The sequence below is a fragment of the Capnocytophaga sp. oral taxon 323 genome, assembly GCF_001278825.1.
Lineage (GTDB): Bacteria > Bacteroidota > Bacteroidia > Flavobacteriales > Flavobacteriaceae > Capnocytophaga > Capnocytophaga ochracea.
The window spans coordinates 1,607,006-1,619,166 of record NZ_CP012589.1 but is presented as its reverse complement, the minus strand read 5'-3'; the positions used below and the strand labels follow the sequence as shown (position 1 = coordinate 1,619,166).

At 39.5% G+C, this 12,161-nt stretch carries 18 protein-coding genes; 17 read left to right on the top strand and 1 reads right to left on the bottom strand.

Annotated features, from left to right (window positions below; translation table 11 throughout):
* Positions 1-19 precede the first annotated feature (19 nt).
* Together AM608_RS06970 and pgmB are read left to right on the top strand one after the other, a co-directional pair.
* The gene (locus tag AM608_RS06970) at positions 20-904 is read left to right on the top strand and encodes an NAD kinase (RefSeq protein WP_016478244.1); all 885 of its coding nucleotides are present in this window, start codon (positions 20-22) and stop codon (positions 902-904) included.
* Positions 905-912: 8 nt separating this feature from the next.
* Complete coding sequence (gene pgmB / locus AM608_RS06965) at positions 913-1,536, top strand: beta-phosphoglucomutase (RefSeq protein ID WP_053581215.1); 624 nt, start codon at positions 913-915, stop codon at positions 1,534-1,536.
* Between the two features lie 282 nt (positions 1,537-1,818).
* Here the strand turns inward: pgmB and AM608_RS12535 are convergent, their stop codons facing one another.
* Entirely contained in the window at positions 1,819-1,923 is a 105-nt protein-coding gene (locus AM608_RS12535) for a glycosyltransferase (protein WP_082315886.1), read from the bottom strand.
* Positions 1,924-2,339: 416 nt separating this feature from the next.
* Here AM608_RS12535 and rbfA point away from each other — a divergent pair, with 416 nt between their 5' ends.
* The 15 genes from rbfA (at position 2,340) to AM608_RS06890 (ending at position 11,944) form a co-directional block, all read left to right on the top strand.
* Complete coding sequence (rbfA, locus tag AM608_RS06960) at positions 2,340-2,732, top strand: 30S ribosome-binding factor RbfA (RefSeq protein WP_002674172.1); 393 nt, start codon at positions 2,340-2,342, stop codon at positions 2,730-2,732.
* A gap of 49 nt (positions 2,733-2,781) precedes the next feature.
* The gene (locus tag AM608_RS06955) at positions 2,782-3,492 is read left to right on the top strand and encodes a Fic family protein (RefSeq protein ID WP_053581214.1); all 711 of its coding nucleotides are present in this window, start codon (positions 2,782-2,784) and stop codon (positions 3,490-3,492) included.
* 117 nt (positions 3,493-3,609) lie between these two features.
* On the top strand, positions 3,610-4,764 hold the full coding sequence (locus AM608_RS06950; protein ID WP_009409984.1) for an FtsX-like permease family protein: 1,155 nt from the start codon (positions 3,610-3,612) through the stop codon (positions 4,762-4,764).
* Positions 4,765-4,835: 71 nt separating this feature from the next.
* A complete protein-coding gene (locus tag AM608_RS06945; protein ID WP_053581213.1) occupies positions 4,836-5,600 on the top strand; it encodes a type III pantothenate kinase in 765 nt (254 codons plus the stop codon).
* Between the two features lie 6 nt (positions 5,601-5,606).
* Positions 5,607-6,887, top strand: a complete 1,281-nt coding sequence (locus tag AM608_RS06940) for a hypothetical protein (RefSeq protein WP_053581212.1) — start codon at positions 5,607-5,609, stop codon at positions 6,885-6,887.
* 14 nt (positions 6,888-6,901) lie between these two features.
* Positions 6,902-8,245: a hypothetical protein gene (locus AM608_RS06935; protein ID WP_009417067.1), complete on the top strand. Its 1,344-nt coding sequence runs from the start codon at positions 6,902-6,904 to the stop codon at positions 8,243-8,245.
* A gap of 87 nt (positions 8,246-8,332) precedes the next feature.
* Positions 8,333-8,569, top strand: a complete 237-nt coding sequence (locus AM608_RS06930; protein WP_053581211.1) for an XRE family transcriptional regulator — start codon at positions 8,333-8,335, stop codon at positions 8,567-8,569.
* Positions 8,556-8,825, top strand: coding sequence for a type II toxin-antitoxin system RelE/ParE family toxin (locus AM608_RS06925; RefSeq protein ID WP_002674181.1), 270 nt, complete (start codon positions 8,556-8,558; stop codon positions 8,823-8,825). The genes AM608_RS06930 and AM608_RS06925 overlap by 14 nt, the downstream gene beginning before the upstream one ends.
* Entirely contained in the window at positions 8,822-9,397 is a 576-nt protein-coding gene (lptC, locus tag AM608_RS06920) for an LPS export ABC transporter periplasmic protein LptC (protein WP_053581210.1), read from the top strand. Before AM608_RS06925 ends, lptC begins: the two co-directional genes overlap by 4 nt.
* 14 nt (positions 9,398-9,411) lie before the next feature.
* Entirely contained in the window at positions 9,412-9,594 is a 183-nt protein-coding gene (locus AM608_RS06915; RefSeq protein WP_009409979.1) for a hypothetical protein, read from the top strand.
* Positions 9,594-9,812: a YgjV family protein gene (locus AM608_RS06910; RefSeq protein WP_053581209.1), complete on the top strand. Its 219-nt coding sequence runs from the start codon at positions 9,594-9,596 to the stop codon at positions 9,810-9,812. Before AM608_RS06915 ends, AM608_RS06910 begins: the two co-directional genes overlap by 1 nt.
* Positions 9,813-9,931: 119 nt before the next feature.
* Positions 9,932-10,567 carry a peroxiredoxin gene (locus tag AM608_RS06905; RefSeq protein WP_002674187.1) on the top strand — a complete coding sequence of 212 codons (636 nt, stop codon included), beginning with the start codon at positions 9,932-9,934 and terminating at the stop codon, positions 10,565-10,567.
* Between the two features lie 132 nt (positions 10,568-10,699).
* Positions 10,700-11,011 (top strand): co-chaperone YbbN, encoded by a 312-nt coding sequence (locus tag AM608_RS06900; RefSeq protein ID WP_009419978.1) that lies wholly within the window; start codon positions 10,700-10,702, stop codon positions 11,009-11,011.
* A complete protein-coding gene (locus AM608_RS06895) occupies positions 10,992-11,249 on the top strand; it encodes a hypothetical protein (RefSeq protein ID WP_002674192.1) in 258 nt (85 codons plus the stop codon). The genes AM608_RS06900 and AM608_RS06895 overlap by 20 nt, the downstream gene beginning before the upstream one ends.
* Positions 11,250-11,527: 278 nt before the next feature.
* Positions 11,528-11,944, top strand: coding sequence for a CBS domain-containing protein (locus AM608_RS06890; RefSeq protein ID WP_009422217.1), 417 nt, complete (start codon positions 11,528-11,530; stop codon positions 11,942-11,944).
* Positions 11,945-12,161: the final 217 nt, after the last annotated feature.

Below are 12,161 nucleotides of genomic sequence, written 5' to 3'. Positions count from 1 at the left end.
TCTTAGTTTTCTGCTTAAAATGAAGATTGCTATTTACATACGTCAGTACTCCGAGGAAAACGAAGCCATTCTCAATGAGCTTTTTACCCTTCTATTGCCCTCCGATAAGGTGTTTATAGAACGCGAAATCCTCAGCGACCTCAACGATCGCTCCGAGCAATTCCTCAAAGCAAAATCTTTTGCTTCCTTCGAAGACCTCAACTCCTCTTACGATGTAATGCTCACTATTGGTGGCGACGGCACATTGCTCAAAGGGGTTACTTATGTACGAAACCTGCAAATCCCCATTCTCGGTATCAATGCAGGACGCTTGGGCTTCTTGGCAAATGCACATAAAGACGACCTGAAAAACGTACTAACACAACTCCGTGAACGAAATTACAAAGTAGTAGAACGCTCCGTTATCGAAGCCGTTTACGCCGATACAGGCGAACCCGTAGCCCCTGTGAACTTCGCTCTGAACGAAATAACCTTTACTCGTAAGGATACCGCCTCTATGATTACTATCGATACTGAACTCAACGGCGATTTCCTCTCCTCCTATTGGGCTGACGGGCTCATCATCTCCACCCCCACAGGCTCCACAGGCTACTCTCTTAGCTGTGGCGGACCTGTAATACTCCCTACCGCCAAAAACTTTGTGATTACCCCCATCGCCCCTCACAACCTCAATGCGCGCCCGCTGGTAATCCCCGAAGATACCGAAGTAAAACTCACTGTATCAGGCAGAGAAAAGAAGTTTTTAATGTCGCTCGACTCACATATCAAGCCCGTTGCTAACAAACACTCCATTATAGTCCGTAAAGCTCCCTTTGTCGTGAAAATGATACGCCTCGACGGAGACAGCTTTATAAACACCCTGCGCTATAAACTACTCTGGGGTGAAGACCGACGTAACAAGTAACTAGAAAAATGAAAGGATATATTTTCGACTTAGATGGTGTGCTCGTCGACACCGCAAAATACCACTATATCGCGTGGAAAACCATCGCCAAAGAATTTAATTTTGAGCTCACTCCTCAGCATAACGAACAGCTGAAAGGCATCGGACGCGAAGTCTCCTTGCACCAAATCCTCCAATGGGCAGGCAAAACACTCTCCGAAACCGACTTTACCGATACCGCCTTGCGCAAAAACAAATTGTACTTAGAGCAAATCAGTAGTATTGATAGCTCCGAGTTACTCCCTGGTGTGTTAAACTTCTTACAGCTCCTCAAAGCCCATCACAAAAAGATAGCCTTGGGCTCCGCAAGTCGTAATGCCCGTTTAGTGTTGGAGCGTACCGGCATTCTCCCCCTATTCGATGCTATTGTCGATGGCACAATGGTAAGCAAAGCCAAACCCAACCCCGAAGTATTCCTCAAAGCCGCCGAAGGTTTAATGCTTCCCCCTGCTGATTGTTGCGTATTCGAAGACGCTCCCGCAGGCGTACAAGCCGCCAAGAGTGCCGGAATGAAAGTAATAGGAGTCGGCAATCCCGAAGTCCTTAAAGCCGCCGACTCTGTAATTCCCAACTTTTTAAATATGAAGATATAAGCACCCAATGTAGCTAATAGTTGGAGAAACCTCTCAGAGTCTCTCCAACTAATTTCCTAATTTTCTATTTTTCTAATTTGCTAATTCTCTAATTATCCCTTCCCTTTTCCGTCATATACCCCCTAGTGCCTATGGCCTAAGGCCTAGTGCCTCTTCCTCTTTCTTTCGCCTCGAAACCCCGTTTTTACCGTTTTTTGTGTCGCTGTATTATACTATGAGTCAATCACTTATATACCCTTCCTATACCAATCGTCCAAGATTCGTATAAGCTTCCTATAAGCTCTATAAGCTACCCCCACCCTTCTTACACCCTTTTTTCACCAAAAACCCTTCCTCCCTTCTTCCGAACTTCTCCGTTTCCTTCCGAATACTCCTAACCAGTCCAATTTGTCCAACAAGTCAGACCTGTCAAAAAACCATTTTTATCACTACCCTTTTGCTAATTCCCTCATTTCCAAATTCTCTAATTTTTCTCGCCTGTGCGGCTCGCACCTTTGCCAAAGTTGAATAAACTGACAATACCTTCGCTGGTTTACAAGGCGCAGCCTTGATTTTGTTTAAAATTTGTTTAATTTCTGAGGCACAGCCTCATTCCTCTAACTCAACCTCACACCCCATTTACCAATTCACTCATTTTCTCATTTCCTCATTTTCTCATTTCCTCATTTTCTCATTTCCTCATTTTCTAATTCTCTCATTTCCTAATTCTCTCATTTTCTCATTTCCTAATTTTTACCGCTCTTTTGGCATTTTTGGTATTATCAGTATTATTCCCTATCTTTGCACCATAAATAAACAAACTAATGGAAAACAACAGACAAAAGAAAATAGCAGGCATTATTCAAGAAGAATTAGCCAAAGTGTTGCAGCAATCCATACGCGATGCAGGGCAACAAAACCTACTCATCTCGGTAACCAAAGTAAATGTAACCGTCGATTTATCAGTAGCCAAGGTGTACCTCAGTGTATTTCCAGAAGCAAAGGCAGCTGAGGTGCTCAAAGGCGTAACCTCCAATGCGCCCCTCATCAAGCACGAACTGTCGCAAATCACCAAACACCAATTCCGTCGTATGCCCGAGTTGTATTTTTATATCGACGATTCTTTGCAATACATTGAGGGTATCGAGCAATCCCTCAAAGAGGAAGAAAACCCCATCGAAAACCGAGACTTACTCTACAAAAGAAAAATGACGTAGGGTTTAGTAGAAGAAGCTATCAAAACCAAGAAATTACTATGAATAAAAAATGCTTTTAAAACAATTATTACAAGAGAAAGAAACAAAGCTAAAGGGCGGTATTTATCACCGCACTCAAATAGATTTTTGCTATAATTCCAATCATATAGAAGGTAGCCAGCTCACACACGAACAAACGCGCTATATTTTCGAAACCAATACCATTGGCATTACAGAACAAGCGGTAAAAATTGATGATATTCTCGAAGCTATTAATCATTTTAAGGCTTTTGATGCAATGTTAGAATGCGCTACTGAACCTCTTACCCAAGAGATGATTAAAACCTTTCACGGCATTCTCAAAGCAGATACTTCCGATAGCAATAAAGATTGGTTTGCGATAGGCGACTATAAGAAACTACCTAACGAAGTAGGAGGCAATGCCACCACTCTGCCTGAAAATGTAGAACAGGAAATGACCGCTTTGTTAGTCGATTACCACCAAAAACAAACCAAAACCTTTCGTGATTTGGTCGATTTTCATTGGCGTTTTGAAACCATTCACCCCTTTCAAGACGGCAACGGACGCATAGGGCGTTTGTTGCTCTTTAAAGAATGTTTAGCTAACAACATAGTGCCTTTTATCATTACCGAACAACTCCGTTGGTTCTACTATCGCGGGCTACAAAATTGGCAACAAACAGAAGGCTTTTTGCTCGACACTTGCTTAACAGCACAAGATGAGTACAAGGCAGTAATGGCGTATTTTAGAATTTGCTAATTCCTAAATTTTGCCATTTTGCTAATTACTCCATACCTTTGCACTTTTAATTAACCACTAACCATTAATCACTAATCATTAACAATGACTTCAATTTTCTACATAGCAAGGCGTTATATGTTCGCCAAAAGTTCACAGAACGTTATCAACATCATCAATAGGGTTACGGCTTTTGTGGTGGTGTTGGGAGGTGCTGCCCTCTTTATTGTGCTCGCCGGCTTTGCAGGTCTCAAAAACTTTACGCTTTCCTTCTCCTCTACTTTCGACCCCGACCTAAAAGTGTTTCCTAAAACAGGCAAATACCTATCACTCACCAATCAAGATACACTCAAATTAAGCCAACTCTCATCGGTAGCACACTTTACCAAAGTGTTAGAAGAACAGGTGTTTCTCACTCACAACCAAAAAAACCACATCGCCTATATCAAGGGAGTAGATGCTGAGTACCCCAAAGTAAACGATGTCGATAGTATCCTCGTGCTGGGCAATTGGGAGCTCTCACCTCCCAGTGTGATAGTGGGCGCTACTATTTTCAATAATCTCGGTTTAAATCTCCTCGATGGTTCTTCCCCTCTACAAATAGTAGTTCCCAAGGCAGGCAAAGGCAGTATCCTAAACGACCCAATGCCCTACCGTCAAGCCTTTTCAGTAGTACAAGGCATCTACCAACTCACCGAAGAATTAGATAAGAAATACGTATTTTCATCATTAGACGAAGCCCAATTCTTATTGGGGTTAAGTAAGGGGCAGGTCTCAGCGATAGAAGTGAAATTAGCTCCAAATGCTGATGAAAAGCAAGTCGCCGAACAGCTCTCACAGCTCTTTCAAGAGCCCGTAGTAGTGAAAAACCGCGCACAGTTAAACGATGCGCTTTACCGTATGCTCAATACCGAAAATATAGCGGTGTATCTGATTTTCATCTTGGTGCTCATCATTGCGCTTTTCAACCTCGTAGGTGCTATCATTATGATGATACTCGACAAGAAAGACGACCTGCAAACGCTCTATGCGCTCGGTATGAACGAAAAACAAATGCGACAGATATTCTTTTGGCAAGGCACTATGGCATCGGTAATCGGCGCTCTGATAGGTATTGCCTTAGGCGTTGCGGTAGTCCTTTTACAACAGCATTTCGAGTTTGTAATGATAAGCCCTACCTTAGCCTACCCTGTCGCTATTACTCCTTTAAATGTACTCATTGTATTGGCTACGATTGTTGTTTTGGGCGTTTTAGCCTCATTAGTAGCTTCCTCACGAGTACGAGTAAAATAAAAGGAAACAGGAGACCTTCTTTTTTTGGCGCAATTATTGCAGGACAATCACACACCCACTGATTTTTGAAAATGAATTTAATAATAGACGAAGGTAATACGTCCATAAAAGTAGCGCTGTTCAAAAAAGGAATACAAACATTCTTTCTTTCCTTTGCCAAAGAGGGTTTTCAAGAATCTTTTTTAAGCAAAGTACCTTTAAACGAGGTAACTCATTGCATCATCGCTTCGGTGGTAACAGAAGTTAAAGAGCGTTTCTCTTTCTTAGAACAACTCCTGCCAGATGTGTTATACCTCACAGCTGAAACCCCTGTGCCTTTCGTCAATAAGTATGCAACCCCTCACTCGTTAGGTATCGACCGTTTGGCTCTGGTAGCAGGTGCGGTGACACGTTTTCCCAACCGCAACGTACTCATCATCGATGCGGGTACCTGCATTACTTTCGATATAATTACCGATAGAAAAGAGTACCTCGGGGGAGCTATCGCCCCAGGCATAGCAATGCGCCTAAAAGCGATGCACCATTTCACTTCCAAACTGCCATTAGTATCCGAACAGTTTTTTGATACTGAACAGTTTATAGGAAATACTACCGAAAGCTGTATGCTCTCAGGTGTCTATCACAATGTGGTGTGCGAAATCGAGGGAGTGATTAAAAAATACGAAGCAAAATTCCCTTCGCTTATCTCTATTTTAACAGGGGGTAATCAAAATTATTTGCAAGAAAGAATAAAAAATCAGATATTTGCAGGCTCATACGTGTTGCTTGAGGGGCTCAATGCCATCTTAGAATATCAAACAAAAGAAGGAGAGGCACACGTTACTAATATTGGATAAATATTTATGAACAAGAAACTAATCACACTTATTAGTGCTTTATTTACAACCGTTTACGTGAGTTTTGCGCAACAAACTACTGAATCGCCTTACTCTTTTTACGGAGTCGGTGAACGCAATTTTAACGGTATAGCCGAGGAAAGTGCTATGGGCGGAATTGGTATTTATGCCGATTCTACTCGTATCAATATGCAGAATCCTGCCTCACTTTCGCACTTAAAATTCACCGCTTTTTCAGCCGGATTTACAATGCAAAGCAAAAATATTGTTACAAATGAAACAAAAATAGGTACTAAATCCTCCGCCTTCGATTATTTTACACTCGGGTTCCCTATTCTCGAAAACTTTGGAGTATCGTTTGGGTTGGTGCCTTACTCATCGGTAGGTTATAAACTGAAGCACACCACAAGTGAAAGAGTAAATCAGTTTGAAGGAAAAGGAAATGTGAATCAGTTTTTTCTTTCCTCTGGGGTAAAGATATTCGGCGGATTCAGTTTAGGAGCTTCTTTTCGTTATAACTTTGGAACCATTGATATGACCGACCTCTTGCAACAAAAAGATGTACAATTCTATACCCAAGAGTTTAGCAAATCACGCCTAAAAGGAGGTGCTTTTAACTTAGGTTTGTACTACGAAGAGACTTTGAAACACCGCTTGCGTTTGTATACCTCATTGGTATATACACCGCAAAGCAAACTGTCTTCTGAAAACCAACGCAATATCTCTACCTTAGGTTATGTAACAGGAAATAACAGGCGTTCCGCACCACAATTAGCAATACGCGAAACACGTGCTTTAGATTTAGAAGCCTTAGGGCTCAAAAATACCTCACTCACCTTGCCCACTCAAATAGAGTTTGGATTAGGTTTAGGAGAACACCAAAAATGGTTTACAGGGATTGAGTATACCTATGCGAATACAAAAGCTTTTTCAAATCCGTTCCTTACTACCACAAATGTCAGTTATACCGACGGATACAAAATAGCCTTAGGAGGTTTTTGGATTCCTAACTACAGTTCCTATTCAAGTTACTGGAAAAGAGTAACCTACCGTATAGGTTTGCGCTATGAAAATACAGGAATTGTGCTCAATAATCAAAACATAAACGACTTTGGCACGTCTTTTGGACTTAGTTTACCCGTAAAAGGATTTTCAAATCTTACCCTTGTGGGAGAATACGGCATAAGAGGTACTACCTCAGCCAATTTAGTAAAGGAAAATTATTTCAACTTAAAAATAGGTTTCACTTTAAACGATAAGTGGTTCCAACGAACAAAATATCAATAAAAAACAAACAAAGAATGAGAAGAAGAATTTTATTAGCCACAGTAGTTGCAAGTTTCTTTTATGCTGCCTATGCACAAGCACAAGATTGCAAAAACAACGAAGAATTAAAGCAAAAACTCTCTATATTTAGTGAGTATGCCAAAGCCAAAAATTACAAAGAGGCTTATCCTGTATGGAAGGAAGTATATACCCAATGTCCTTCTTTACACTATGCTACCTTTGCCTATGGCGAACGCATCTTGCAAGACAAAATGAATACAACCACAGGTGCTGAAAAGACTCAAAATGCCAAAGAATTGTTACAACTCTACACCGATTATAACAAAACATTCCCTACACGTCTTTCAGCTACTGAAATGCGTATTCGTCAAGCCCTCTTGATGTTCGATGAAAAAATAGGAACAGATAAAGAGATTTACGATCTTTTGCATAAAGCCTTTACCGAAGATAAAGCTAACTTTAAAAACGAAAAGGCTCTGTACTTGTACTTCTCTGAATTAGTTTCTTTACACGAAAAAGGACAAAAAGAATTGCAAGAAGTATTCGATGCTTATGACAACGTATCCGATAAAATTCAAGACGAAAAGAATGAGCTTTCTGAAACTATCAACAAGTATTTAGCTCAAGAAGAAGCAGGTACTCTTAGCGAAAAAGACAAAAGGCTCTTGGACGGTTGTCGTAAACGCGTAGATAACTACGAAACTATTGCAGAGAGTGTAGATGCTAAACTCGGTCAGCTTGCTGATTGTAAAAACCTTATTCCTCTTTACACCAAGAACTTTGAGGCAAATAAGAACAATGAAGAATGGTTACGCCGTGCAGCAGGTAAAATGTCAGATAAAGATTGTACCAAAGACCCTCTATTCGTGAAAATCGTAACCTCATTGCACAACGTAAAACCGTCAGCAAACTCAGCTTACTATTTAGGGGTAATGAATGACAAAGCAGGAAACTCTTCCAGAGCCATTCAGTACTACAATGAGTCAGTGAACTTAGAGACAGACAACTTTAAGAAATCAAAATTGCTCATTCGTATCGCCTCTAAACACAGCAAAGCACAAGCGGTTGCCTATGCTCAAAAAGCACTTTCTTACAACCCTTCAAACTCCGATGCTTATCGTATTATGGCACACGCCTACGCAAGCTCAGCTAATGAATGTGGTAGTACTCCTTTTGAAAAAAGAGCCGTTTATTGGTTAGCTGCTAAAACTGCTCGTAAAGGAGGTTTGGAAAGTTTAGCTGCTCGTTACGATGCTTTAGCTCCTTCAAAAGTAGATGTATTTGAATCTGGTTTAGCAGGTAAAAACATTACTTTTAAATGCTGGATAGGACAATCTATCACAGTGCCACGTTTGTAAGTAATATAGTGATAAAAAATATAGCATTATCCATAGAAATGATATAAAATCATCTCTATGGATAATGCTCAAAAATATCCTTAACTTATGCATACTATCAATTTACAAAATCTACAAACACCACAGTTTTTAACTGATAATAATGGTAAATCTATAGCTTTAATTCCCGCCGAAGAGTATAAAGAATTATTAGCTATAGCCGAAATGTATGAAGATTTAGAAGATATCCAAGCCTTTAAAGATGCTGAGGGAGAGGAAATAGAACCCTTAGATGTTTTTTTAAAAAGAGTAGAGGAAAACAGAAAAAAAAATGGAATCTACTAAAAAATACACTGTAGTAGTTGTCAAAAAGATAAGTAAATTTATCGAATCCCTTTCAGAGCCTCATTATTCTGCTATTGTAAGAGCTTTGGTTTCGCTTGAAGAAAATCCAAGACCTTTTGGTTATAAGAAACTAACAAACGATGATAAGTACAGGATACGAGTGGGAGACTATAGGATTCTTTATAAAATTTTTGAAGAGGTTGTAACAGTTGAAATTGTTAAGGTAAGCCATAGAAAAGAAGCCTATAAAAGATGAGAAGAATTACTCTTGAAAAAATAATGAGAAGTATTGCCTTACTATTATGTATGGCAATGCTTTTTTCGTGTAATAACGATATGCGCAATCTCCAACAGCTGAGCATTCAAAAGAAATTCCCGCAAGGAGAAGCCTTTGATTTTAAACTCGTATACACCGATTCTACTAAGGTGGTTGCTATTGTTACAAGTAAATTAAATAAAGATTTTACCAATCAGCGTATGCCGTACTCTGAATTCCCCGAAGGGGTGAAAGTAGAGTTTTACGACCAAGCACGACATAAAAATATCGTAGAAGCTAACTACGGTATTATCTATCCCAGCTCCGATATGGTAGAACTGCGCGACAATGTGGTTCTCACTACTTATGACGGTAAGAAGCTAAAAACATCTCAACTCTTTTGGGACCAAAAAGAAGATTGGATTTTTACCGATAGAGAATTTAGTTTTACCGATGAAACTAAAGGTACTGTTACTAATGGTATAGGTATGGATTTCGACAAGAAATTTTCGACTGTAAAAGCGCATAAAACTACAGGTATCTTAGCTATTGAAGATAACGAAGAAGAATAACAATATAAAATAATATGAACGCACGTATATTTTTTGAATATGCCTATTTAGCAATCGCTCTTTACTGTGCCTATGAAGTTTATAACTTGTGGGGCACTGCTGACCGCACTCAGTGGTATTTGTACATCGCCTTTGCTTTGGGAGCCTTGGCAATGTTTTGGTTCAGACGTCAAACCCGACTTAAACGCAAAAAATAATGATTGATATTATTGGTTATGCTGCTTCACTATTTGTGGTGCTCAGCTTTTTGATTAAAGATAATCTTGTGTATATACGCCTTACTAATTTGGTGGGGTGCGCTCTCTTTGTTGTTTACGGTTACTTAATTAATAGTATTCCGGTGATACTGCCTAACGGCTTTTTAATAATAGTACAAATAGTATATATTTGGCGAGAATTACGTAAGAGGAAGTAAAGAAACTTTTTCTTGCATAATTATTATTTATCTTCATATAAAATCTTTCAATAAAAAAACGTTTCTTCCTATACAAAAACACCCTACTTTTGCACCCGTAAAACAAAACACAATATTATATGTCATTTGTAGGAAAACAATTCCCCAATATCGAAGTGAATGCTATGAGCGACCTTGGGGATACATTCAAAATAAACGTGCTTTCAGAAGCTGTAAACAACAAAAAGAAAGTTCTCCTTTTCTGGTATCCTAAAGATTTTACCTTTGTATGCCCTACTGAGCTTCACGCTTTCCAAGAAGCTTTGGCTGAGTTTGAGAAACGCAATGTGAAAGTAATAGGTGCTTCTTGCGATACTCCCGAAGTACACTTTGCTTGGCTCAATACTCCTAAAAACAATGGAGGTATAGAAGGCGTAACTTACCCTATCCTTGCTGATAGCAACCGCAACCTCGCTCGTATTTTAGGTATTCTCGACTCTCGTGAAATTTACGACGAAACAGCTGATGCTTACCTTCTTGAAGGTGATGATGTAACTTTCCGTGCTACTTATCTTATCGATGAAACGGGAAAAGTATTTCACGAAAGTATTAACGATATGCCATTAGGACGCAATGTAAAAGAATATTTGCGTTTGGTAGATGCTTATACTCACGTACAACAGCACGGTGAAGTATGCCCTGCTAACTGGGAAGAAGGTAAAGAGGCTATGCACGCTGACCGCAAAGGAGTAGCCAGCTACTTGGCTTCTCACTAAAAAGTAAACAACACTCTTATAGATAACTTGATCATTGTAAGGAACTCATTCTCCCCCTCTTCTCTTTGCGAGAGGGGGGATGAGAATGAGAAAATCACACACTAAAAAACTCATCACTATTTTATTTTTATAATGACAGAACTTACCCAAGATAACTTGCAAGAAATAATAGCCTCTAACCCTCTTGTATTCGTACAATACGGCGCAGGATGGTGTGGTAATTGCAAGATAATGAAACCAAAGTTTAAAAAGTATGCCAGCGAAACTCCTAATGCTACTTTTATTTATGTAGATGCAGAAGCTTTCGCAGAGTCGCGCAAATTAGCCAAAGTAGATAATTTGCCTACCTTCGCTGCTTTTAAAAACGGTACTTTGGTGAACCAAATACAAACGAATAAAGCCGAACTCTTAAAGCAATTTATAGATGAGATTACCGGTAATTAAACACATCGTTCAATTTATTGAGACAAACGACCAAGATTACGTAAATGAGACGGTAGAAACGCTCGAAAATCTCATTGAATGTGAGCAACTCAAAGATGAGGAGCTGGACGTAATAGGCGAATTGCTCTCCAACTTCTACGGAGCTATCGAGGTAGACAATATGATTAAACAAGGTACTCCACAGAAAGACGCCCTTAACAGCTTTATGAAGCGTGTAGTAGGGTCCATTGACAAGTAAAATTATTATTATTTCTTTCACTAACTAGAAACGAAAGAGCCGTTCAGAGATGTCTGAACGGCTTTTTCTATTTTATATACTTCCGAAGGTAAGACGAAGAAAGATTAGACCGACACAACATCAGTTTGAGTTAAAGTAACCTGTGAAAGCTCGGGAGTTGAGGTATGTTAGAACGTTAAATATTTGTTAAACACTTTGCTTTATATCTCTTTTATAACTACCTTTGTAGGGTAATTTGATTACAAAACGGAATTATTCATTTTAAAAATGTATATATTATGAAACAAAGAGTACCTGTATCACAAATTATGAGTAAGGAGTTAGTAACTCTTACTCCTACTCAATCGCTTTATGAGGCTGAGCGACTGTTTAAGAAGCATAAAATTCGCCATATTCCTGTGGTAGAAGGAGATAAGCTTATAGGTATCGTAAGCTATTCTGACCTTTTGCGCATTAGTTTTGCTGATATGACTGATGGCGAAGAAGAAGTTACTTCGGTGGTGTATGATATGTATACTATTCCGCAAATTATGGCTAAAACACCTCTTACAGTAAGTGCTGATACCTCGATTAAAGAAGTGGCTGAAATACTAGCCGACCAAAGTTTTCACTCTATACCGGTGGTAGATAACGGCAGGTTAGTGGGGTTGGTTACAACCACTGACCTTATTAAATATCTTTTGGAACAATACTAAGTGTGAGCCATACAGACGGTGTGAGCCACAGAGGCGGGAAAAATTAGTAAATTAGAAAATGAGAGAATTAGAAAATGGGGTACGAGCTACAAGCTCGCACCAGCGGAGGGTGTACCCCTAAAAGTGACACATCTGAGGAAGCGGAATGAAACGGAGAAATTCAAAAGTTAGTTAAGAGAGATTTTGGTGAAAAAAGGCTGTAAGGAGGGTGGGGTTA

Coding starts and splice junctions, on each gene's coding strand:
- rbfA (WP_002674172.1), top strand. CDS start 2,340: ATGGAAAACAACAGACAAAAGAAAATAGCAGGCATTATTCAAGAAGAA.
- AM608_RS06935 (WP_009417067.1), top strand. CDS start 6,902: ATGAGAAGAAGAATTTTATTAGCCACAGTAGTTGCAAGTTTCTTTTAT.
- AM608_RS06900 (WP_009419978.1), top strand. CDS start 10,700: ATGACAGAACTTACCCAAGATAACTTGCAAGAAATAATAGCCTCTAAC.
- AM608_RS06950 (WP_009409984.1), top strand. CDS start 3,610: ATGTTCGCCAAAAGTTCACAGAACGTTATCAACATCATCAATAGGGTT.
- lptC (WP_053581210.1), top strand. CDS start 8,822: ATGAGAAGAATTACTCTTGAAAAAATAATGAGAAGTATTGCCTTACTA.
- AM608_RS06930 (WP_053581211.1), top strand. CDS start 8,333: ATGCATACTATCAATTTACAAAATCTACAAACACCACAGTTTTTAACT.
- AM608_RS06915 (WP_009409979.1), top strand. CDS start 9,412: ATGAACGCACGTATATTTTTTGAATATGCCTATTTAGCAATCGCTCTT.
- AM608_RS06890 (WP_009422217.1), top strand. CDS start 11,528: ATGAAACAAAGAGTACCTGTATCACAAATTATGAGTAAGGAGTTAGTA.
- AM608_RS06970 (WP_016478244.1), top strand. CDS start 20: ATGAAGATTGCTATTTACATACGTCAGTACTCCGAGGAAAACGAAGCC.
- pgmB (WP_053581215.1), top strand. CDS start 913: ATGAAAGGATATATTTTCGACTTAGATGGTGTGCTCGTCGACACCGCA.
- AM608_RS06945 (WP_053581213.1), top strand. CDS start 4,836: ATGAATTTAATAATAGACGAAGGTAATACGTCCATAAAAGTAGCGCTG.
- AM608_RS06895 (WP_002674192.1), top strand. CDS start 10,992: ATGAGATTACCGGTAATTAAACACATCGTTCAATTTATTGAGACAAAC.
- AM608_RS06925 (WP_002674181.1), top strand. CDS start 8,556: ATGGAATCTACTAAAAAATACACTGTAGTAGTTGTCAAAAAGATAAGT.
- AM608_RS06940 (WP_053581212.1), top strand. CDS start 5,607: ATGAACAAGAAACTAATCACACTTATTAGTGCTTTATTTACAACCGTT.
- AM608_RS06955 (WP_053581214.1), top strand. CDS start 2,782: ATGCTTTTAAAACAATTATTACAAGAGAAAGAAACAAAGCTAAAGGGC.
- AM608_RS06905 (WP_002674187.1), top strand. CDS start 9,932: ATGTCATTTGTAGGAAAACAATTCCCCAATATCGAAGTGAATGCTATG.
- AM608_RS06910 (WP_053581209.1), top strand. CDS start 9,594: ATGATTGATATTATTGGTTATGCTGCTTCACTATTTGTGGTGCTCAGC.